General features: G+C 44.1%; 21 protein-coding genes. 10 read left to right on the top strand and 11 right to left on the bottom strand.

Annotated features, from left to right (window positions below; all coding sequences use genetic code 11):
• Nucleotides 1–17: 17 nt before the first annotated feature.
• Nucleotides 18–971: an MDR/zinc-dependent alcohol dehydrogenase-like family protein gene (locus FD05_RS04480; RefSeq protein ID WP_020280812.1), complete on the bottom strand. Its 954-nt coding sequence runs from the start codon at nt 969–971 to the stop codon at nt 18–20.
• Nucleotides 972–1,059: 88 nt separating this feature from the next.
• Nucleotides 1,060–1,329, bottom strand: a complete 270-nt coding sequence (locus tag FD05_RS04475) for a type II toxin-antitoxin system YafQ family toxin (RefSeq protein WP_020280813.1) — start codon at nt 1,327–1,329, stop codon at nt 1,060–1,062.
• Nucleotides 1,330–2,454: 1,125 nt separating this feature from the next.
• On the opposite strand from FD05_RS04475, the gene FD05_RS04470 reads away from it, so the two are divergent.
• Nucleotides 2,455–3,312: an alpha/beta hydrolase gene (locus FD05_RS04470; protein ID WP_039932644.1), complete on the top strand. Its 858-nt coding sequence runs from the start codon at nt 2,455–2,457 to the stop codon at nt 3,310–3,312.
• Here FD05_RS04470 and FD05_RS04465 read toward each other — a convergent pair.
• Nucleotides 3,290–3,946 (bottom strand): YczE/YyaS/YitT family protein, encoded by a 657-nt coding sequence (locus FD05_RS04465; RefSeq protein WP_039932646.1) that lies wholly within the window; start codon nt 3,944–3,946, stop codon nt 3,290–3,292. The two genes, FD05_RS04470 and FD05_RS04465, sit on opposite strands and share 23 nt — an antisense overlap.
• A gap of 149 nt (nt 3,947–4,095) precedes the next feature.
• Here FD05_RS04465 and FD05_RS11840 point away from each other — a divergent pair, with 149 nt between their 5' ends.
• Together FD05_RS11840 and FD05_RS11835 are read left to right on the top strand one after the other, a co-directional pair.
• A complete protein-coding gene (locus tag FD05_RS11840) occupies nt 4,096–4,434 on the top strand; it encodes a hypothetical protein (RefSeq protein WP_235714306.1) in 339 nt (112 codons plus the stop codon).
• Complete coding sequence (locus FD05_RS11835; RefSeq protein ID WP_235714307.1) at nt 4,431–4,715, top strand: hypothetical protein; 285 nt, start codon at nt 4,431–4,433, stop codon at nt 4,713–4,715. Before FD05_RS11840 ends, FD05_RS11835 begins: the two co-directional genes overlap by 4 nt.
• Before the next feature lie 457 nt (nt 4,716–5,172).
• On the opposite strand, the gene FD05_RS04455 is transcribed toward FD05_RS11835, so the two are convergent.
• The gene (locus FD05_RS04455; RefSeq protein WP_039932647.1) at nt 5,173–5,379 is read right to left on the bottom strand and encodes a hypothetical protein; all 207 of its coding nucleotides are present in this window, start codon (nt 5,377–5,379) and stop codon (nt 5,173–5,175) included.
• Nucleotides 5,380–5,531: 152 nt separating this feature from the next.
• Between FD05_RS04455 and FD05_RS04450 the strand changes: the two genes are divergently transcribed.
• Nucleotides 5,532–5,771 (top strand): hypothetical protein, encoded by a 240-nt coding sequence (locus tag FD05_RS04450; protein WP_020280819.1) that lies wholly within the window; start codon nt 5,532–5,534, stop codon nt 5,769–5,771.
• Nucleotides 5,772–5,962: 191 nt separating this feature from the next.
• Nucleotides 5,963–7,474, top strand: coding sequence for a glycerol kinase GlpK (glpK, locus tag FD05_RS04445; protein WP_020280820.1), 1,512 nt, complete (start codon nt 5,963–5,965; stop codon nt 7,472–7,474).
• Between the two features lie 49 nt (nt 7,475–7,523).
• Here glpK and FD05_RS04440 read toward each other — a convergent pair whose 3' ends face one another.
• The 4 genes from FD05_RS04440 to FD05_RS04420 all read right to left on the bottom strand — a co-directional run bounded on the left by FD05_RS04440 (nt 7,524) and on the right by FD05_RS04420 (nt 11,402).
• Entirely contained in the window at nt 7,524–7,973 is a 450-nt protein-coding gene (locus FD05_RS04440; protein ID WP_020280821.1) for a hypothetical protein, read from the bottom strand.
• A gap of 25 nt (nt 7,974–7,998) precedes the next feature.
• Complete coding sequence (gene rlmD / locus FD05_RS04435; protein WP_020280822.1) at nt 7,999–9,384, bottom strand: 23S rRNA (uracil(1939)-C(5))-methyltransferase RlmD; 1,386 nt, start codon at nt 9,382–9,384, stop codon at nt 7,999–8,001.
• A 644-nt stretch (nt 9,385–10,028) separates the two neighbouring features.
• On the bottom strand, nt 10,029–10,877 hold the full coding sequence (locus tag FD05_RS04425; protein WP_020280823.1) for an aldo/keto reductase: 849 nt from the start codon (nt 10,875–10,877) through the stop codon (nt 10,029–10,031).
• Between the two features lie 42 nt (nt 10,878–10,919).
• Nucleotides 10,920–11,402 (bottom strand): GNAT family N-acetyltransferase, encoded by a 483-nt coding sequence (locus FD05_RS04420; protein ID WP_020280824.1) that lies wholly within the window; start codon nt 11,400–11,402, stop codon nt 10,920–10,922.
• A gap of 128 nt (nt 11,403–11,530) precedes the next feature.
• Between FD05_RS04420 and FD05_RS04415 the strand changes: the two genes are divergently transcribed.
• The 4 genes from FD05_RS04415 (at nt 11,531) to thiE (ending at nt 15,146) form a co-directional block, all read left to right on the top strand.
• Nucleotides 11,531–12,391: an oxidoreductase gene (locus tag FD05_RS04415; protein ID WP_020280825.1), complete on the top strand. Its 861-nt coding sequence runs from the start codon at nt 11,531–11,533 to the stop codon at nt 12,389–12,391.
• Nucleotides 12,392–12,816: 425 nt separating this feature from the next.
• The gene (gene thiM, locus FD05_RS04410) at nt 12,817–13,605 is read left to right on the top strand and encodes a hydroxyethylthiazole kinase (RefSeq protein ID WP_020280826.1); all 789 of its coding nucleotides are present in this window, start codon (nt 12,817–12,819) and stop codon (nt 13,603–13,605) included.
• Between the two features lie 67 nt (nt 13,606–13,672).
• Nucleotides 13,673–14,488, top strand: coding sequence for a bifunctional hydroxymethylpyrimidine kinase/phosphomethylpyrimidine kinase (thiD, locus tag FD05_RS04405; RefSeq protein WP_020280827.1), 816 nt, complete (start codon nt 13,673–13,675; stop codon nt 14,486–14,488).
• A 1-nt stretch (nt 14,489) separates the two neighbouring features.
• Nucleotides 14,490–15,146: a thiamine phosphate synthase gene (gene thiE, locus FD05_RS04400; RefSeq protein ID WP_020280828.1), complete on the top strand. Its 657-nt coding sequence runs from the start codon at nt 14,490–14,492 to the stop codon at nt 15,144–15,146.
• 30 nt (nt 15,147–15,176) lie between these two features.
• On the opposite strand, the gene FD05_RS04395 is transcribed toward thiE, so the two are convergent.
• Nucleotides 15,177–15,668, bottom strand: a complete 492-nt coding sequence (locus FD05_RS04395) for a hypothetical protein (protein ID WP_020280829.1) — start codon at nt 15,666–15,668, stop codon at nt 15,177–15,179.
• Between the two features lie 246 nt (nt 15,669–15,914).
• On the opposite strand from FD05_RS04395, the gene FD05_RS04390 reads away from it, so the two are divergent.
• The gene (locus tag FD05_RS04390) at nt 15,915–17,489 is read left to right on the top strand and encodes a hypothetical protein (RefSeq protein WP_020280830.1); all 1,575 of its coding nucleotides are present in this window, start codon (nt 15,915–15,917) and stop codon (nt 17,487–17,489) included.
• Between the two features lie 136 nt (nt 17,490–17,625).
• On the opposite strand, the gene FD05_RS04385 is transcribed toward FD05_RS04390, so the two are convergent.
• A complete protein-coding gene (locus FD05_RS04385) occupies nt 17,626–20,025 on the bottom strand; it encodes a BspA family leucine-rich repeat surface protein (protein ID WP_051990598.1) in 2,400 nt (799 codons plus the stop codon).
• Between the two features lie 45 nt (nt 20,026–20,070).
• Nucleotides 20,071–22,476: a BspA family leucine-rich repeat surface protein gene (locus tag FD05_RS04380; RefSeq protein ID WP_020280832.1), complete on the bottom strand. Its 2,406-nt coding sequence runs from the start codon at nt 22,474–22,476 to the stop codon at nt 20,071–20,073.

Raw genomic sequence — 22,476 nt, 5'->3', positions numbered from 1 at the left:
CAACTTCTTTTTTACGTTTAAGGTAAAAATACCAATCGATTATCGCCATAATCATTCCATTTTTCCGCAATCTGACTTAATGGGAAGGTGGTAACTGGAACGGAAATTTTACCGTCCGTGATCATCTTAAGTAAGGTGGGCATGTTATCTGCCAAGCTGCTGGCCGTAAACGCTCCGAACCCACTACCAATCAGATGAAAGTCCATACTTCTGAATAGGCTGCCCTTAATTGGTGCGGTTTGACCGGCCATTGATCCAATTTGGACCCATGTGAGTGACTGCTGCGGATCTTGGCGTTGAGAAATCATGTCCGTGATCATGGTGGCTGCAATGTCACCCCAGAGATAATCCAAGACGACGTCAACGTCACCGATCTTATCCAAGTCGGCCTTCAATTGGTCATCGTTATCGGTCAGCTTGATTGTTGAGGTGACGCCGAAATGGCTTAATTTGGCCAATTTTTCCGGATTTCGACCCACACCGATTACTTCAGATGCCCCAAATCCAATACTGATGGAAATTGCTAGCTGACCGGAAGCCCCAGTGGCGCCAAGTACCAAGACACGTTTACCACGAACTTTGTCTTCATTCACGCGCTCCTTGATCGCCATAAATGAAGACATGGCAGGGTTTGCGGTTGCTGCAACAATTGCCGGATCAGCTGTGTTATCGATGGGAAATAACGCCCGCCGGTTAACAACCGCTTTTTCAGCTAATGTACCATAGACTGGGCTACTGGTATTGAAAAAGAAATGTTCACCGTCACTGGTTTCACCGACGGCATCAACACCAGGCACGATTGGAAGGGTGTTGGTTGCCGAATAGTGGGTGCCGTTTGCTCTGGCGCGGGCTAATTGACTGACCGACGCTGCCAGAACGTGAAGTTCGACTTCGCCGTCTTTGACTTCAGGATCGGGGAAATCGCCATATTCTGGCCCTTTAGTAAAATCATTGATGATTGCTGCTTTCATGTGATTGCTCCTTTACTCGTAATCAGTTATTGAATCAAGAATGAGATTATGATGAACGCCGTCGGTCAAATTTGCAATTAACTTGTTCTTAAATTTCCCCGTGACGGCCGGTATCCAAGAACCGGACAGTATCGTCAGTGACTTCATAAATCAAGAGCCAGCTGCCCTTAATAAACAGTGCTCGTTGTGGTTTGCGGCTCTTGATGACATGGTCGTCATACTTCTCGGCGACGGGTTGGCCACTTAATAGTTGATCTTCAACGGCCTGGAAGTCTTGCTTTGAATAACGGTTGGCCCGGATCATATTTTGATAATGTTTTTTGAATCTGGATTGGTACTTTGGCTGATATTTTGGCATCGGTTAGGTTCCTTTCGAATAATGATGCCTTTAATTATAACCTTTTTGATTGTAATTTGAGTATAGAAAAAAGGCCTGGCGGGGGGCCAGACCTTTCAGTTCAATATTCTGAGGGGAATATGAATATGATGCACCAAACAGCAAATCAATGGGGGGATCGATTTACTGCGCAATGTTATTGGGGGGTGAGTAGAAATAAATCTCGTTTATCTCTTGCTCATGGTTTTAATATACAGGACAAATATAAACAAAGTTGGACGAAAGTGTGAAGAATGTGTGAAGTTTTCAGAGTGTGACGAGACCCGGGAGATGCGGTTTCTAAGCGGGCTTTAATTTAAACCCTGAACTTGGGGGTTTGAATTAAAGCCCGCTTAGAAGTTAGCATCTGGGTTGTTGGAACACGTTTCGGCTAGGTAACATAAAAATTGCTCTTTGTGAGTGCTTCTCTGTTATTTAGCTAAAACGTGTAACGACGGCCAGCAACGCTTGCCTAGCCTACTTGGCAATCGGCTGATCCCGGCCATTTAAGCCTGTCAATCAATCATTTCAAAGCCGGGAACAATCGATTGACAGGCTTAAATTCTGGGATCAAAACGCCTCTTGTTCCACTCTCAAAAAATAAAAGCAAGGTAGAGGGGACTACCTTGCTTCTAATACCTTAATCTTTTTTTGAGGGGGAGATAAGGTTTAAATCAAAATTGATTTTATCATTTCTGACAAATATGAGGTGAAGAGAAGGTTAACTTCTATTCACAATGTATACTACAGGAAAAGTTTAACCAAAGTATGAACAAATTGTGAAGATTTTGTGAATTTGTTCAGTCAAATCAAAATTTTGCGTAAAAAAAAGATAAGACACGGGGATGCCTTACCTCAAGTTACCTATATTCTAGGGGAAGAATATGAATACAAAAGTAATAAATTAAAGGGGGATTTAATTTATTGCTACATAAAATGACGTATCACTTTATGTTTATGTCTCTAATATATAGAATGAATGTGTTCAAAGTTTGAAAAAAGTGTGAAGATTTTGTGAACTTTTTCGAATTTGACCACGATTTGTCCGATAAATTTAGTTATTATTAGAATTGATTAGATAAAAGCGCGTCAGAAGGAGGATTTCAAATGAGCTTTATGGCTAAACGGTTGATCAACAAATTTCGATCCGAGGACTATAAAAAAAGTGTTGCTCATAGTTTCTTGAAACCAAATCAGAAGATCAATATTTTCCGACAAAATGAATCTGAGTACAAAATTCGTCCGGTAAAAAATGGCCAAGTTGTGACGATCGAACCAATTGCGAATCCGACCAGTCAGATTTTATATTTCCATGGCGGGGCCTTTACTGTCCCGATGAACGAAGATCAACTGGAAATGATCACCAGAATTGCAACCGAGTCAGCTAGTCGAATCCAAGTAGCTGACTTTCCACTGCTTCCAGGTCATTCTGCTGATGAGATCCTCACATTTTCGCAATCAGCTCTTGAGTTGGTGACTGATTCAGAATTGCGGACATTTATTGTCGCTGATTCCGCTGGCGCGAAAATCGCGTTACAGTTATTAGTCAACAATCCCGGCAAAATTGCTGGTACCAGTCTGATTTCACCATGGCTGGATATGCAGCTCACGGATCCTGAGATTGCTGCTCGTGCCGACAATGATATTTTACTTGACCTGCCGACTCTGCAGAAAATTGGTGGCTGGTTTGATGAGGGCACCACTGCTGAACAGTGGGTTGATTTCACTGATGCCAGTCAGTTAAAGAACATAGGCGACATTCAGATATTTTATGGGGGAAATGAGATGCTGGTGCCATCTGACTTGAAATTTATCAAAGCCCTGCAAAGCGCTGATGGGACCAATCCCATCGTCACCGAATATCGGGATGGCTATCACGACTACACCCTCTGGTTCAAATTATCTGAGACAAAAAAGACCTTTAAACGAATCGCTGAATTCATTAAAGATCGACGTGATGTTTAAGTCTGGGGAAGGCGTGGGTATCGGACCATTTCATCATGGTGCCTTGGAACAACAGCGCAAAAATGGTTCCAAATCCGATTGCGTATAACTTACCTGTGAAGAAGTATGAGGCGGAAATAATGACAACTGGTGGGATGTAACTTAGCCATTGTGACAGCACCGCACTTCCGTGAATGTACTTGAAACGAATGATGTAGGCCAGGTCATCATTTGGATGCATTATCAGGTTTGCTCGGGAATACATGGACACCGCCATCGCGACACAGTATAGTCCGATGACGTCTAAGATGAGCCGAACGTAAAAGTCCATCGTCGGGACACCTAATGAGTTAAAAATTAAGGTAAAGAATGCCACCAAGTAGCTGAATGGCAATGTAAAAAGCAGATTAGAGAAGAAACGTCGACGATCAAATGAGCCTAACAGGAGCTGATTGGACAGCGTCACGATAATTCCGTAAAGGAAAAGCGTTGTTCCCAAGGGAATATTGACCCACTTGGACAGGTTCACTGCAGATCCGGTCCAGACGGCACTCCCCAAGTTGGACGAAATTGCCAACGCGTTTCCGGCGGAGTTAATAATAATTGATAAGCCCAGGTAGTAAAGGCGCTGTTTGAAGTCTTTCATTTTAGTCATTATGTATTCGATTTCTCCTTAAAATAACCATGAATTCCATTGTATAATATTTGATCAGGTTTGAACATCATTACTGAAAATGCCTCAGGTCAAATTGATACTGTTCTTTCATGAATCGTGTTAATATTCAAATTAGAGGAGGCGGTCTTGTGGAACAAAAATATTCGGAAGTAGAAGCTGAAAAACATTTCGAAAATAATCGTCTGTGGTTTAGACGATTCCAAACAACCCGCTCATTTCGAAAGTTAACCAAACCGGAAAGAGCAGCAGCTGGGTACATTACCCAAGCATTCATTGGTTTAGCCTATAAATATCAATTACGAAGTCCGAGGCGATATTCTGCAAAATCGGTCAAAGAAGTTGTCTTAGATTTGTTCCCGGAAAAAATTGCGGCGACCAACGTTTTTTTACGTCGGTTATCCCAGTCATGCACCGCTATTTTGTCTTTCTGGGTGTTCAACATAAAATCAGTAACGCGGAAACATTGATCAGAGCTCTTGACAGTATCAAAATCGGCACCTTGCTGGAAGGTCATCGAAACGCATCTAATTGGGATGAACACAAGCAATTGGGCATGCAGGTCCTCATGGGCTACAAGCTGGATGTTGACCCTAAAAGGGTAACGGCCTACGAGGAAGACTACAACATGGGTGTCCCATTGAGATTCTGCTTCGACTTCAGCGTTAACAGACCGCCGAAGAACATTATTCTTCTGACGGAGAAGCTGAGGAAGAGATTTGAAAATGTGATGTTTGAGAAAAATAAGTAGAGCGCGACGAACCCCGGGTGACCCCGGAGCATAAGCAAGAAACACCAATGATGAATGCACTTTGTTCATCGTTGGTGTTTCTTGCTTATGTAGCAGGGGTCAGGGGTGTCGGAACGTATTTTGAAGGCCGGAGGGAGCGGTAAATATAATAAGCGTTTCAAATCCTGTGACATTTACTGTCCATACACAGTGGCGCAGAGAACGGGTTTTTGTTCATCGTTGAATCTTTTTGTTTGTGCAGTAGGCCCCTGGGTCGTCAGAGCATAGCTCAAAGGCCGAAGGGAGCAGTAAAGAAAATAAGCGCTTAAAAGCCTGTGGCATTTACTACCAATGCACAGTGCAGCTATGAACGAACTTTGTTCATCGTTGGTGTTCCTTTAAAATCTTACAAACTAAAAAAGCCCTCCGCAGCCATCCGCCACAGAGCACCTCACAAAAAATATTTACCCAACAAAAATTAATTTAATAACTTAACTTGATCAATGCTATCCAACTTCACAACCGTCACACCCTTGGCTGGACGCTCGATGAAAGCCTGATCGTCGTTGACTGCAGCGACACTTCCTGTCAGTGTGCTGTCACCGGTTTGGATGAGCACCAATTTCTTATTTTTGTACGCATTCATCAGTTCATTTGAAATTTCTTTCGTCGCAATAGTCAACATTGTCACCTCTTATGATAAAATTAATTATAGTTCACAAATCTGCTGGATGTAAACAATTTTTCTCACAAGTGTAAGCTTAAGAATAATTTATTAACATTTTTTTGCATTTAGCGCTAAAGTGGATATATAGGTTAATTGAAAGGGGTATTGAAATGACTGAACGCCAAATGATTCAAGAAATTTTAAATACCGTTGATGTTATTTATAGTTTTGTCAACACCGACGATGACAAGAAGGAATACGAAATTATCATTAACCGTCAAGATGGGGACCATCGCCCACTCGAGAACGTTAACAAAGAAATTAAGCATTACTTCACTGACGCCAACTTTAGTTATGATGAAGAGCTCAATGACAACGGTGACGATATTCACGTTCAAGTAAAACGTTAATTGGTCTAGTTGAACATTACTTCACATAAAGTTACTGAACAGGCAATTTGAATTGCAATGCACGTTATGGTATAGTTCATAATGTGCTTTTTTAATACAATCAAAAGGCTGTGTACTAAACAGTAAATACAAGATACTTAAAAATTTTTAGCCGAATATGTAATCGCTTTCTAGTGATCGGAGGGAATTTAATGTTAACAGATAGACCAAAATATGTATTATCCATTGATCAAGGTACGACTTCCACTCGAGCAATGATTTTTGACCATAGCGGTCGAAAGGTCATTGAAGCTTCCAAGCCGGTTAAGCAGGCAATCCCACATAATGGTTGGGTTGAAACTGATCCCAACGAAATTTGGACTTCAGTGCTGAACGTTATTTCATCTGCCTTTATTGATGCCGGTGTTCATCCTGAAGATATTGAGGGGATCGGAATTGTTAACCAACGTGAAACCACGCTTATTTGGGACAAGGAGACCGGGGAACCGATTTATAATGCAATTGGTTGGCAGTCTAAGCAAACAGCCGCCTTGGCTCGAAAATTAAAGAATGACGGCTATTCTGGTATGATCCACAAGAAGACTGGCCTCATTATTGACTCATACTTTTCAGCAACCAAGGTCCGGTGGATTTTGGATCACATTGATGGTGCCCAAGACCGTGCCGAAAAGGGTGAATTGATGTTTGGGACAGTTGATACTTGGCTGGTTTGGAAACTTTCCGGCGGTGAGTATCACGTGACCGACTATTCAAACGCCAGTCGTACGATGTTATTTAACATCCACACGCTTCAATGGGACGATGACATTTTGAAATTGCTAAACATTCCAAAGGTCATGCTGCCAGAAGTGAAAACTTCCAGTGAACTTTATGGAACAACTAAAAATTATCAGTTCTATGGCATTGAAGTGCCTATTTCAGGGATTGCCGGTGACCAGTCGGCCGCTTTGATTGGGCAGTTGGCATTTGAACCGGGGATGATTAAGAATACTTATGGTGATGGTGCATTTATCATGATGAATACTGGTTCCAAACCAGAAATTTCAGATGATAATTTGCTGACAACCATTGCCTATAATCTCAATGGTAAGGTAACCTACGCGCTTGAAGGATCGATCTTTGCTGCTGGGACTGCTTTGTCTTGGTTGGCGGACAGCCTTCAACTGATTGATAATGTGCCTGAGTCTCGTCAAGCTGCGATGAACTCCGAGGATGACGATGAAGTTTACGTCGTCCCAGCATTCAACGGGTTAGGTGCCCCATACTGGGAACAGGATGTTCGTGGGGCAGTCTTTGGATTGACTCGTGGAACCACCAAGGATGATTTCGTTAAGGCAACCTTGCAGTCAATCGCATATGGAACCAAAGACATCATTCAAACGATGGAAAAAGATACCAGCATGCACATCCCTGAATTGATGGCCGATGGTGGCGCATCACGAAACAGTTATCTGATGCAGTTCCAAGCTGATATTTTGAACATTCCAATTCAAAGAGCAGCTGATGAAAACACAACTGCATTTGGTGCCGCCATCTTGGCTGGACTGGCTGTTGGTTTCTGGAAAGATATCGATGAAATCAAGGGTCTCCAAACACCTGGTCGGACGTTCAAACCAAATATGGAAGATTCACGTCGACAGAAATTGTACCGTGGCTGGAAAACGGCGGTTCAGGCTACTCGTGGATATAAAGTCAAAATTTAATGAACTAAAAAAATCCTTCAACCACAACGGCTGAAGGATTTTTTAATGCTTATTCATTTTTATCTTGGGGTTCTTTCCAGTAATTTGCATTACTTAAAAGTTCCTTGGAGCGGTCATCTGCAGGCACAAAGCCGATATTGAACAGATGCTTGAAATACATCATGTTATAGAGCAACATCCACACAATTCCGAGCCCGTATGAACCGAGCGAATAGGCAACTTGGAACGGTTGACCCATTCCAAGGGAAAGCGCCATGCCGGCGATAATTTCTACACCGGCCATACACAGCAGGTTATACCAGTCTGATCTGAAGATTGGCACCCAGAGGTTGAAAAGGAGGGCGGTAAATGATGGGCCAACTTTCGCAATCCGGATCTGACCGTTTTCCTTATTCACCACAGTGGCAAAATTTGGTGGAATCGGCAGTCCGGTTGGATTGTTAGGATCATTTTGATTGTTGTCATCATCGTTATTACCATTACCAAATGGATTTTGCATGGGGAACCTCCTTCCGGACTATCTTTTATTTTTTCTTGAATTTAACGACACATTCACAACGTGAGGTTTGTGGCATCAAGTCGACTGATTGAATGTATTCAACGTTATACTTTTCAGTTAATTTTACTAGATCCTGTGCCAAAGTCGATGGGTTACATGAAATATACACAAACTTTTTCGGCACGATATCCAAAATGGTGTCGATCAGAGAATCGGCTAAACCGGTCCGTGGTGGATCGACGATCAGTGCAGTCGGCGTCCAGCCGTCATTAACCCATTCAGGGAGGAGCTCTTCAGCTTCCCCAACTTCATACAAACAATTGAAAATTCCGTTTCGAACGGAATTAGCGTTGGCGTCTTGAACGGCGTCAGCAATTGTATCCATTCCACGGACTTCGCGGACTTGTTTGGCAACTGAAAGGCCAATCGTACCAACACCTGAGTAGGCATCTACTAATTTTTCGTTGCCTTTGAGATCCAACGCTTTGAAGGCTTCGTCGTAAAGAATCGAGGTCATCTCCGGGTTGGCTTGCAGGAAGGCGCGGGCTGATAAATCGAACTTCAAATCATTAAGCACTTCGGTAATGGTTTCCCGACCTGCCAAGTGGATCATTTCATCGCCCCAAATGAGGGATGTTCTACCTGGATTGACATTTTGCATGATTGAAACAACTTCGGGTAATTCTGCCTTGATTCGTTCCAAGAGTTGATGCTTCTTGAGCAGTTTCTTACTCTGAGTGATAAAGGTAACTTGAACCTGGTCGGTGGCAATCGCTGCTCGAACAACGACCGTTTTGATGATACCGGCGTTCTTTTCTTCATCATAAGCAGGAATATCGAGTTCATCAATCATCGTCACAATTGCCCGCATGACTTTCATTGTGAGTGGGTATTGGAGGGCAGATGTCTTGAGATCAACTACGTCATGGCTGCGTGCCTTGTATAATCCGGCAATTGTGTTGCCGTCTTCATCCTTGCGAATTTGGAAAGTTGCCTTGTTACGGTAGTGAGTTGGGTCTTCCATGCCGATGGTTGGCAGCAGTTTGAATCTGCGGTAGCCGGTTGGCTGGTATTTTTCCAACGATTGACGAATCACATCGCGTTTGAATTCCAACTGTTTAGGATAAGCTAAATTTTCCAACTCAAAACCGCCGACTTCATTTGCATAATCGTCGACTGGTTGAATCCGGTCCTTACTCTTGGTCAAAATTTCCATGAGTTTGGCGCGGATAAAGTTATTCAAATCGTCTGTGACTTCAACGATGACTTTTTCGGTTGGTAGAGCACCAGGTACAAAAACGAGCTTACGTTCGTAGTAGCCGATCCCTTCACCGTTGATACCCATACGTTTAATTTCAATTGTTAATTGTTCACCTTCGTTGACGTGAACTTGATTATTATCGTTATACATTGAACCGTCCTTAATATTCTTAGTTACTAGTATGATAGCACACCCGTGGTGAAATTCGCATGAGAAAGGGTAGTATAAAACCCAACGCATATTGTCGTTGGGTTTGATTAAAAATTATTTTAAAAATTCATTTTACTTTGAGCAGTAATTTTACCGGTTCGGCTCTGCCTGCCGTAGTGGCACAGATTTCGAGCCTGTAGTCTCGAAATACTGTGGTGTTGTAATCACCGCTTTCAGCGGTTCAACATCACTTTCACTATGGCTGTCAATGCCGAACCGGTAAAATCTGGCAGCCAAACGTTTTCAGTTTGCCAGCAATTCTACTGTGAGCTTTGATTTTGCTGGCTTGGTTCCGCCTGCCGTAGTGGCACAGATTTTGAGCCTGTAGTCTCGAAATGCAAAGGTGCTGTAATCGCCGTTTTTAGCGTCTCAACATCACTTTCACTATGGCTGGCAATACCAAGTGCTCTTTTCTTGGCTGAATTGGTCATTATATCTTCCGCTCTCTGCGGCTTTTGAGCTATGTTCCGATGCCCCTGACCCCTGCCACACAAGCAGAAAATGCAAACGATGAAAAACCCGTTCATCATTTGCATTTTCTGCTTGTGCTCTAGGGTCAACCAGGGCTCGTCACACACTGATTTTTACCAAGTAGCCGTATCCGGATCCGTTGCCAATCCTGCCTTGCCATGGAAACCGTCAATTGTCTTCATGTCCGAATTGGATAAATTAAAGTCGAAGATATCGGCATTTTCTTTGATGTATTTTTCGTGAACTGATTTTGGCAGTGGTAGGAAACCATGCTGCAATGACCAGCGGAGGACCACTTGTGCTGGGGTCTTATCGTATTTTCTACCAATCGTTGCCAATTCTGGAATCTTGAAAATTTCACCGGTTCCAAGCGGGCTATATGCTTCAGTTAAAATATCGTGGTCATCGTTGTATTCGACAACGGCTGGCTGCAGGTCCGATGGGTTGATGAACATCTGATTGACCATTGGCTTTACTTTTGCGGTTTCCAGCAGCGCATCCAAATGCTTGGGTCTGAAGTTCGAGACCCCGATTGCCTTGGCAGTGCCTTCTTCATAAAATTCTTCCATGGCACGCCAGGATTCAGCGTTGGTTTCTTTCCAGTTACCACGGAAATCAATTGGATTTGGCCAGTGAATCAAGTAAAGATTGACGTAATCCAGACCTAATTTTTCAAGTGAGCGGCCAAAGGCTTCCTTCGTCTTTTCGTAACCGTGGTCGGCATTCCAAAGCTTGGTCGTGACGAATAAATCTTCACGGGGAACACCACTATCCTTGATTGCTTGACCAACACTGTCTTCGTTGCCGTATGCGGCCGCAGTATCGATGTGACGGTAGCCGGCATTTAACGCAGCCAACACAGCATGATAAGCTTCGTCACCGTCAGCTGATTGCCAGGTGCCAAAGCCAACTTGTGGGATCTTTACTCCGTTATATAAGGTATACGTATCTGTTAATGACATGTTCTGACCTCCTATTGTCTATCTAACTCCATTCTATCGGAATCAAATATTGAGTACAAAGAATTTATCCATTGAAGAATGCTCGCCGTTGTTTAGTGGGTGGCCTAAGTCGCGGAAACCATATTCTTGGTACAAGTGGACCGCTTCTTTTAAAGAGTGATGAGTCTCCAGATAGACCGTCTGATAGCCGGCCCCTTTGGCAAAGCCGACCGCTGTGTCCAACAACCGGTAACTAAGGTGATGGCCACGGGCTGAGTCCGTCAAATACAATTTCTGTAGTTCTGCAATTTTGTTGACCGGATCAAATTCCGCAATCCCGTTACCGCCCAGGACAGTGCTGTCGCTATCAACTGCAACAAAATATTCTCTGTTTGATTTTTTTGAATAAAAGCTGCTTAAATGGTCAAGTTCCTTGTCAAAATAAGCGGTTCCTGGAATATCCAGTCCGTATGATTTTAAAATTGTGCGAATAATTTGTGCCAGTGGGGCGTCATCCTGTCCCTCAATCGGCCGTATTTTAACCATTCTATCAGCTCCCGTCTTTAACATTTGACTAGCATATTACCACTTTTGGAATTCGAGAGTAAAGTCCATGTGAACGCTTTATCGTGATATACTGGAACTAATTTAGAACAAGTTCGGGAGGGATTACTATGGATCAAAGAGTTGCGATTGTTACAGGTGCTTCATCAGGAATCGGCAAGCAAATTGCTAAGGACCTTTATCGAAACGGTATGGAAGTTTATGCGTTGGCAAGACGTGTCTATTCGATGAATGACTTGGATGACCTTGGCATTCACACCATGCACTTGGACGTGACTGATCATGATGAAATTGATCAGGTCGTTAGTAAAATTGTTGCTGAAACCGGTCGAATTGATGTTTTGGTCAACAATGCCGGACTTGGGACCTTTGGCTCAGTTGAGGAAGTCACGCTGTCTGAAGGCGAATACGAATTCAAGGTCAACGTCTTTGGGTTAATTAAAATGATCCAGGCGGTCCTTCCGGTTATGCGCAAGCAGCACAGTGGCCGAATCATCAACATGGCGTCGATGGCCGGCAAAATTAGCAACATGCTGTTAGGCAGTTGGTATGTTGGCTCAAAATTTGCCGTTGAAGGAATGAGTGATTCATTGCGTCAGGAACTCAAACCATTTGGCATTGATGTTGCAATCATTGAACCGGGTGCAATTCAATCTGAATGGAAAGATGGCGCCGTGGACCGGATGATGGCTGCTTCTGGAAGTGGTCCTTATGCCAGCTTGGCTCGTCGTTCTGCAGCCTTCATGGCGATGTCATACAAATTTGCTTCCACACCAAGAGTGGTTGCCAGAGCGGTCGACCGGGCAGTCTTCTCAAGGCGGCCGAAGATCCGTTATGTTATTGGCACGGGCGCAAGACCAGCAATGCTGATGAAGCGTTTCTTGCCGGATAGGGTCATGGATGCATTCTTTGCAGCCTTGAACAAGTATGCGCAACAAGTTGTCAACATGGAAACGGCGCAAAACAGATAGCAATTGACCACCTTAATTAAACAAAGTATCATTAAGCTAGAAACACTAGGGGAACTGCTAGGTAGCAGCTGAGACCGACCTGAACCAGGCCGAAACCCTTTGAACCTGTCAGCTAGGACTGGGGTAGGAAAGTAGAGTGCGACGAGACCCGGGTGGCCCCGGAGCATAAGGTGATTTATTCAATAAGGAACGGGTTTGGTTCCTTGTTGAATGAATTATCTTATGCAGTAGGGGCCAGGGTCGTCGAAGCACGTTTCGGCTAGGTAAAAAGGGAGAGCAAGAGGAATCCACCTCAAGGTTCTTCCACAAACCAAACCACAAACAAAAATCCACTAACAAATTCCACCCACAATCCGGAGCTGCAGACAATCAAATGTCTCAGCTCCATTTTTATAGGCAAAAAAGAAAAAGAGGAGAACAAACCAATGAAAATCGATTTACTAGACACACTACGCAAAAAGAACCCAATCGCATTTAATATTTCCAACTTCGTGACCGTTCAAGACGTCGCTAATGGCATCAATGCACTGGGCGCATCACCAATTATGTCAGAAGAAAAGAATGAAGCAGAGCCGATGGTCCAAATGGCCGACTCAGTCACAGTTAATTTGGGGGCCTTTACCGAGGGTCAACTCGAGCAGATCAGTGCTGTCACTGCGTTTGCCAACAAATACAAGAAACCAATCATTATTGATCCCGTGGCTGTTGGGGCGGTTGATTACCGGAAAGAACGTTGTAACGAACTGCTTGATCAAATTGATGTGGCAGTCATTCGTGGTAATGCCGGCGAAATTGCGGCCCTTGCGGATGTTGATTGGAACGCCAAGGGAATTGATGCCGGTGAGGGTAGCGGTAACCTCGAAGAAATCGCCAAGAAGTTAGCGAAGAAGCGAAATTGTGTCGTTGTTGAAAGCGGCAAGACCGATATCATCACAGATGGTGAGGCGGTTGTTCGAATTTACAATGAAACTGATTTATTCAAACTTCATGTTGGTTCAGGCGATATGCTGTCAAGCACAATCGGTTGCTTCTGTGGGGTTGAGCACGATTACTTTGAAGCTGCCCAAACCGCCACAGCCGTCTTTGATGTTGCCGGTGAGGTGGTTGCCAAATCGATGGCGAAGCCTTTAGCTGGATCATTTGGTGTTCAATTGATTGATGAACTTCACTTGATTGATACCAAGACGGTTGAAAAAAACGCCAACTTCGACTAGGAGTGTGACGAGCAACGTTTCGACAAAATAGTAACTGAATAGAAAAAATCCAGGAGGACTCAAAACAATGGCTAACGAAACAATTCAAACTCTGACAATTGCTGGTACCGATAGTGGCGGTGGCGCTGGTGTCATGGCTGACATCAAGACGATGCAGATGCGTCACGTTTTCTCGGCGGCGGTGATTGTTGCTGTGACGGCTCAAAATACGATTGGCGTTCAGGATTTCATGCCAATTCCTAAGAAATTGATTGATGAACAATTTGCGTCAGTGGCTTCTGACTTAAAGATCCGGGCCTGCAAGACTGGGATGTTGGCGGATGTTGCCACCGTGGAGGCGGTTGTTGCTAATTTGAAAAAATATGACCTCGGAACGCTAACCGTTGATCCGGTCATGGTTGCCAAAGGTGGCGCCCGATTGCTTTCGGAAGACGCCATCAATACGGTTCGAGACGAGTTATTACCGTTGGCCGATATTTTGACACCCAACTTGCCTGAAGCCGAGGAATTGACCGGCATGAAGATTGATGACAAAGATCAAATGATGGATGCCGCCAAAAAGCTTCAAGATCTGGGCGTGAAGAACGTTCTGATCAAGGGCGGCCATCAGACCGAGTCTAAAGAATCATCTGATTTTATCTTGCTTGAGAACGGTCAATCATTCTGGGTCAGCTCACCGAGAATCGACACCGTCCGCACCCACGGAACTGGCGATACGCTTTCTTCATGTATCACAGCTGAGATTGCCAAAGGTGCCGATGTGGAAACTGCCATTCGAACTGGTAAAAAATACGTTCAGGCAACGATTGCCAATGGTATTCAAGTCGGCCACGGTCACGGACCACTGAACCACTGGGCGACATTTGAAGGGGACGGTGAATAGTATGGGCATGAAGTTTGAAGCAGGGATGCTGCGCGCGTACTTTATCGCCGGCACCCAGGATGTCAAAGATAAAAATAAAACTCTCCAAGAAATTGCTAAGCAGGCGATGGAAGCCGGGATTACGGCGTTTCAGTACCGTGAAAAAGGCCCCGGCTCATTATCCGGAACAGCCAGGGATGAAATGGCTGCAGATTTACGGGAAATGTGCAGCGATTATGAAATTCCATTTATTGTCGATGATGATGTCGATCTGGCAGTCAAAACCAACGCGGACGGTATCCACGTTGGTCAAAAAGATGAACGAGTCGGAAAAGTTATCTCCCAAGTTGGCAACTCAATGTTTGTCGGATTATCGTGCGACACCAAGGAGCAGGTCAATATCGCGAATAACATTGATGGTATCAGCTATCTAGGCAGTGGGCCGGTATTTCCGACCGGCTCCAAAGCCGACGCCGATCCTGTGATTGGTGTGGATGGGTTGGCCGCTCTAGTAAAGGTAAGTAAGCTGCCGGTTGTGGCGATTGGCGGTATCACAGAAGAAAATATTGTTGAATTGCCCAAAACTGGAGTTGCCGGCGTTTCAGTGATCTCGATGATTGCCCAGAGTGATGATATTTTTCGGAGCGTTAAAGTGATGAATAAGACATTTCAAGAGTAACAAAAAAGGCGGATATTCCGCCTTTTTTTGTTACTCCATATTGAATCCTTCGACATTTGCATGTGGAAGATGACTGACTCGACCGGTCATCGTTTTCATTACGTCGGTATTATTCCGAGTGTAATAGTAAACTTTGTAAGGTCCAGAACTATTGGCTTTACCCTTATAGGTTTCCAAAACTGGTTGGACGAATCCGGCAACGTCCTTGTTTGTCACTCGCGCTAGATTGACATCGCTGGTATTTGGCGTTCCGAACGCTTTCCAGTTCTGAGTTGAAGTTGGGCCGAAGACAAAATAATTGCCTGAGCGTTCATATGATGTCTGATCTGAATGATAACTGACACTATGTTTGCCAAAGTAAATGTCGGCTTTATTTCCATACCAAGTGCCGCGAAAGGACTTGGAGACCTCACTTGGATTAGACGCTGACGCATCATTTCGATGATGGGCAACAACGCCAGAAACGCCAATTGTTGCCACAAAAATCAGCGTTAATATAATCGTAATTGTAGATTTTTTCATGATTACCCGCTCCCCGAATAAACCTTATCTACCAACACCTATAGGGTACCGCGGCAATGTAAATTAAGTGTAAAGATTGGGTATCAAATATGTACAAAATGCATGTTACTTCCAGATTACCCCAAAGTTACAATTATTAGGTTTGGATAAAATCCATGCATAAAACTTGTGATTTTGCCGGAAAGCCGTTTTAATAGAATATGTACACGTTTTTAGTTTTAATAAATTTAATTGGGGTGAGATTGAATGAAGGGACATTTTAAGTTAGCCCTCGCGGCTGCGTTTTTATTTGCATCCGCTGGAATTTTTGGCATCGCTGCTCCGACTGCCAATGCTGACGTGATTGCAAATCCTGGTTCTGCAGGATCAATTCCGCAGGTCAATTCCGGGAACGTACTTAAAGACTACGATGAGAATTCACTCAACGTGGTCAATAATTCTACGCCACAGGGGAATGTAAGCAAAAAGTATACAAAGTATTCATTGGATCCAACTGGCTACAACTATGGTAATTCATACAACACAATTACTGGTAGCTCACAATCCAACACGTTTAAGACCAAGTTTTTCTTACCAGATGGTTTTAACGTTTCCAACTTCCAACATGGTAACTTCCAAAGTGTCACGCTTGATGGTGACGGTAATATCTACTTTATCGAATCTAACGGAACGAACACTAACCAAGGTGCCATTGTTAAGTTCAATATGGCAAAGTTGCAACAATTAGGTGTCGGTTCGGATGTTCTGCTGTTATGGCGGGCATTTGATTACTTCAACCCATACACGACTGACGGTCAGGCACATAATGACGAATACAACCAAGTCAACGCCCAATTGCAGGGTGCCTTTGACAAGGTTCAGACGTTAACCACAACTTTGAACCAAAATAAGTCATACCAAAACAACCAGAATAACTGGAAGAAGAATGCTCAAAAGTGGTACTACTACTGGAAAAATAAGAAAGCCAAGTACACTAAGATTTCTAAATCATACAAGTATTCATACAATACCCGTGCCAAAGCTAAGAAGACTGTGAAGACAGCAACTTCAAAGATGGCAACTTGGATGAAGTCTTACAAGTCACACAAGGCTAAAATTGCCAAGTACAACACTAAGATCAGCGGCATTCAATCACAGATCGATACTTACCAAGGACAAATCGACGATGCCAAGGCTCAAAATCCTGACATGTTCAAATATGTTGATATTGCCCAAACAGCTCAGTTATCACCAGAAGTTGATATTGGCCATGGTCAAACATTGTCATACAACCCGCAAAACAAGCATATCTATTTAGCTGAAGATAACACTTTGACTGACCTTGCTTCACGTGATGATAACAACACTGTTTTGGAAATGGATCCAGATACCTTGAAGCCAATTCGTGAATACAACTTCAAGATGTATCATGGTGACAGTGCCAACCTTCAGTTGCATACCCTTGCGTTTGATAAGAATGGTAACGCATATTGGGGTCGTAAGCTGAACGGTGGTTACATGTTCTTCTACGGTCGTCTTGATCAAGATGGTGTCAGTTTCCAAGCTTCATCATCAATGGTCGGCAAACGTGGTGGATCAACCAACCAAGGAGTTGCAGTCAACCCTGCAAATAACCGTTTGTACTTCGTTTCTGATGATATCTTGACTTCAGTGCCAACATCAAACGTTCAAAGTGGTAACTTCTCCGCCAACGATATTCACTATCAAGCCTTTGATTCAGGCCGTGAATTTGAAAGCTTAGCCTTTGACCAAGATGGTTACGGCTACTTGTTAGCATTGTGGCCACCTGAGTTGATGCAATCAACTGATCCGTTGAACTAATACGAATAAATGCTTTATGGAGTTCCAGCAAATTTAATTTTGTTGGAACTTTTTTATATCCACCAAAAAGGCCCAAGCCGCTTGTCGCTTGAGCCTTTTCGGGTATTAATGGATCTTCCGTAGAGTTGATGAATAGCTAGTACTTGCCTTGAATCACCAGTTTCTTGTTGGCAGTAACGTATGTGCCATTGCTGAGCAGGTAACGGGTGGTTAGGTTGTGAGTGACAATCTTCTTAACAGTCAAACGGGTGCCTTTCTTGTAGAATTTAAGTCTGCCGGTTAAATTCTGATGCTTGTAAGCTTTGACACCCTTTTTGGAAATCACAGTAATCGTCTTGTTCTTCGGTACCGACTGGTAGTATGCGCCACGAACAAACTTCCAGTTGGCGGTGATGAAGCCGACTTTCCCGGCGGATTTCCGGTTGTGGTTAACATCGCGAACCTTGTAGCGAAGGGTGCCGTTGCTGGAACGTCCGTAGCCGATGACCACAAACATTGGTCGATTAATTCGTTTCTGCTTCGGGTAAGCTGTCATTCGCTGACCCTTCTTGAAGGTTGGATTCTTGTAAAGATAGATCGCCTTCAGAGCGTAAACAGCGTGTTTCTTTTTGGCGACGTTTCCCGGAATTGTTGGTGTTTCCGGATTAATCGGTGGAGTCGGCTGCGGTGTTGGCGTCGGCACTGGATTAGGCGTTGGAGTTGGTGTTGGATTTGGTGCTGGTGGTGTTACGCTACCGCCTCCGCCACCACCGTTGCCGACGGTCACAATCACGGTGCCAATCTTATCACTCCCAGCAAATTTGAAAGTGACTTTGTATTGACCAGGATTGTTGGTATCGAAATCAGCTCCAGTGACAGTCAGGCCAGCACCAATCGCATCATTCCAGTTGGTGACCGGAGTGCCTTCAGGAGTGGTAGCTGAAACAAACACCTTGGCAGGATCAAATGTGCCGCCAACCGGAATTGTTGTAGTGACGAGGGTAAAAGCTGATTTGTCAGTTTGACCAGGGACAACGTAAGTTTCCTTTGCAGGACGAGTTTGGTCTGGCGTGTAGAGCGCCATCAGCGCATCCGGTGTGAATTTGGCACCAGCAGGGTTGGCGATGGTGCCGGAAGCGACTGCCTGCCATTGGTCACCACCAGCGGGTACCCCGAGGGACGCGGTTACGGGTGCACCGCTTAAACGTGTCGTTAAAAACGTATTTTCCCCCAAAGTAAGTCGCTGAAGAGAATGCGTAAAGCTCAGCATGCCAGTCATTACATTGACTTTAGATAAATCAAAACTTGATAAATCTAATGAGGTTAATTTGACATCTCCCAAAAACATTTCTCCAACATCAGTGACGTTTGAGGTATCAAAGCTCGAAACATTTAATGATGGCAAATTTTGATCCAGTGAAAACATGTCGTGCATATTCGTGACTTTACTCGTATTGAAATGGGAGATGTCCAGAAAAGTTAGTCCGGGATTCTCAGAAAACATCCGATTCATATCTTCTACATTCGAAGTGTTAAAGTTTGAGAGATCCAGACTCGTCAATGTGGGATCTCGAACGAACATAGCTTGCATGCTCGTAACGTTCTTTGTGTCCCAATTTTGTAGATTGAGAGAAGTTAGTGCCATATCCCCTGCAAACATGTAGCTCATATCCAGAACGCTTCCAGTTTCAAAAGTCGACACATTTAGAGATGTTAATCTACGATCCTCTACAAACATACCGTTCATATCATGCACATTGCTTGTGACAAAGTTGGGGTATTTTGAAAAATCGAGATTTGTCAATGCCGAATCTTGTGAAAACATCAGGCTCATATCGGTCACGTTCTTTGTATCGATATTCCCCAAATCAACTTTGGTAAGCGCTCTATCACTTGAAAACATGCCCGACATGTCCCGAACATTCGAAGTATCAATATTGCCTAAGTCGATTTCTGAGGCTTCTGAACTGCTAAACATCTGGCTCATATCCGTGACGCTATGAGTGTCCATTCCTGACAAATCAAGGTGCGTAAACCCACTGTCATAAAACATATGCTCGGTAGTGGTTAAATTTCCAGTTTTGAGTTGTGACCAATCAATATTTTGAATATTTGTTCTGCCACCAAACATTTCTTTGACACTGGTTGCGTCCGAAAGGTCTAAGTTACTGAGTCCTTCGATGGATTGAACGTTTTGCAAACCAAAGAAAAAATCTTCTGGCGCATCATTACGTAGTACAAGTGGGCCAGTAATGTCAATTTTAGTCACATTTTCCGAATCCCATGGATACGGTCCGGGACGTGAATTGATAGTACCACCGCTGATTGTCAGTACGCCATCAGTTATATTCCAACTGACATCGTCAATCTGACCGCTCCATTTGGGGTCACCAACTGAACTTGCTCTTAATGCTGGCACCTTCGCGACGGATTTTGTGGTAAGCAAACTCTGGCCAATATTGGCCGAAGCTGTTGTCGACACTTGCGTACCTATCAAAACAAACGAAGCGCCAGCGGAAGCTGCTAGTAAAAGCAGTGTCCTACCGACTTTATTCATAATAACCAACTCCCCCTCAAAACAGCTCAACTAAACAAACTACAATCAGTATTTGCCTTGGATCACCAGTTTCTTGTTAGCTGTGACGAAAGTGCCATTGCTTAAAATGTAACGGGTAGTCAGGTTGTGAGTGACGATCTTCTTAACAGTCAGACGGGTGCCTTTCTTGTAAGATTTCATCCTGCCAGTCAAATTCTTGTTCTTGTAGGCGTGAACACCTTTCTTGGAGATGACGGTGATCGTCTTGTTCTTCGGAACTGACTGGTAGTAAACGCCACGAACAAACTTCCAGTTGGCGGTGATGTAACCAATCTTGCCGTCTGATTTGCGACCATGGTTAACGTCACGAACCTTGTAACGAAGGGTACCGTTGCTGGAACGACCGTATTCGATAACGACAAACATTGGTCGGTTAGTCCGTTTTTGCTTCGGGTAAGCGGCGATTCGCTGACTCTTCTTGAAGGTTGGATTCTTGTAGAGGTAAATGGCCTTCAAAGCATAAACGGCGTGCTTCTTCTTGGTCACATTACCAGGAATCGTTGGGGTTTCCGGCTTTACAGGTGGTGTCGGTTGCGGCGTTGGAGTTGGCGTAGGATTTGGCGTCGGTGTCGGGTTTGGTGCAGGAGGGGTGACGTTACCGCCACCGCCGTTTGAGTTGATCGTGACGATGGTTTTCGCGCTCTTATCGCTACCAGCAAACTTGAAGTTGACTGTGTATTGGCCAGGGGTGTTGGTGTTGAAATCAGCACCGGTGATGGATAAGCCAGCCCCGATAGCATCATTTAAATTAGTCAAATGAACACCTTCTGGCGTGACTGCCGAAATAAATACCTTGGCAGGGTCAAATGTACCGCCTAAAGGAATTGTGGTTGCTGGGACGAGTTCGATGGCGGATTGATCAGTTTGACCCGGCAGGACATAAGTTTCCTTTGCCGGTGGAGTTTGATCATTGGCGTAAAGTGCCATTAAAGCGTCTGGAGTAAATTTTGCGCCAGCAGGATTTGCGATTGTCCCACCGGCAACGGCCTGCCATTCATCTCCACCAGCTGGTTTGCCAAGTGCAGCATCACTTGCAATCTCACCTAATTTGGAAACCAGGAAAGTTTTTCCGCCCAGCGTTATTCGCTGCAAGCTCTGAAGTTCACCAAGCATGCTATCAATTTGCCCTGCTTTAGTGAGGTCAAAAGAAGATAGATCCAGTGCCTTTAACGCGGTGTCGTAGCCAAACATAATTGACGCATCAGTGACGTTGGAAGTGTCAAAGCTACGAACATTTAGGGCAGGTAAAGAAGTATTACCTAAAAACATTCCACTCATATTTTTTACTTTGTCAGTTTTGAAACTAGAAACATTTAGTGATGTTAGGCCAGTATCCTCATCGAACATCATTTCCATGGTTTCAACATTACCAGTGTCAAAGTTTGAAAGATCCAGAGTGGTGAGAGCCGGATCTTGGGCAAACATTGTGCTCATGTCAGTGACATTACCCGTTTTCCAGTTTGCGAGATCAAACGAAGTCATCGATGAATCTTGAGCAAACATATTGTGCATGTCAACGACGTTTTCCGTATTAAATGTTGAAACGTTTAACGAGATCATGGCAGTGTCGAGTGTAAACATATCATTCATAAATTGCACATTACCTGTGTCAAAATTTGGGTCTTTGGAGAAATCCAAACTCTTGAGTGATGTATCTTGGGCAAACATTGCGCTCATATCAGTCACATTCTTGGTGCTGATATTTCCAAAATCAATCCCCTCAAGATTTGGAACGTCATAAAACATTTTGGACATGTCTGTGACATGACTGGTATCGATGCTATCCAGGTTGACCTCAGTCAAATTACGGCTGCTGCTGAACATGCCGGCCATCGTAGTTGCACTGTGAGTGTCTAGTCCTGTTAAGTCAAGAGTATTAAAAGTACCGTTAGCAAACATTTCATTCATATCTTTTACATTGCCAGTGTGAAGCTGAGACATATCCAGGTTAGGAACATTCGTACCAGCAAACATGTGTGAGGTGCTAGTGGCATCTGACAGATCTAGGTTCGCTAATCCGGTAATACCTGTCAGGTTAGGCTTGCCCGAGAAGAATCCCTCGGGGGCATTGCCTTCCAGCTTAAGTGGACCGGTAATATGGATCTCGGTAATTTGATTGTCATACCACGGATAACTGCCTGCACCTTCTTGAGGCGTTCTTGACGGAAGAGTTCCACCGCTAATGGTAAGGACAGTTCCAGTAATGTTCCAATTAACATCACCAATCTGCCCACTTTGATCATCCCCAACCGCATCTGCCTTCAACCCCGGCGTCTTCACAGCGGCTTTCTTAGCAATTAAACTCTGGCTAACTTTGGCCGAAACTGGTGTCACCGTCTGTGTGCTCATCAACACAAATGATGCACCAGCCGATGCCGCCATTAGTAGTAACGCTTTATTGATTCGATTCAT

It is taken from the genome of Lentilactobacillus otakiensis DSM 19908 = JCM 15040 (assembly GCF_001434145.1).
Classification (GTDB): domain Bacteria; phylum Bacillota; class Bacilli; order Lactobacillales; family Lactobacillaceae; genus Lentilactobacillus; species Lentilactobacillus otakiensis.
The sequence above is the reverse complement of the archived record's forward strand: the minus strand, read 5'-3'. Positions and strand labels throughout refer to the sequence as shown.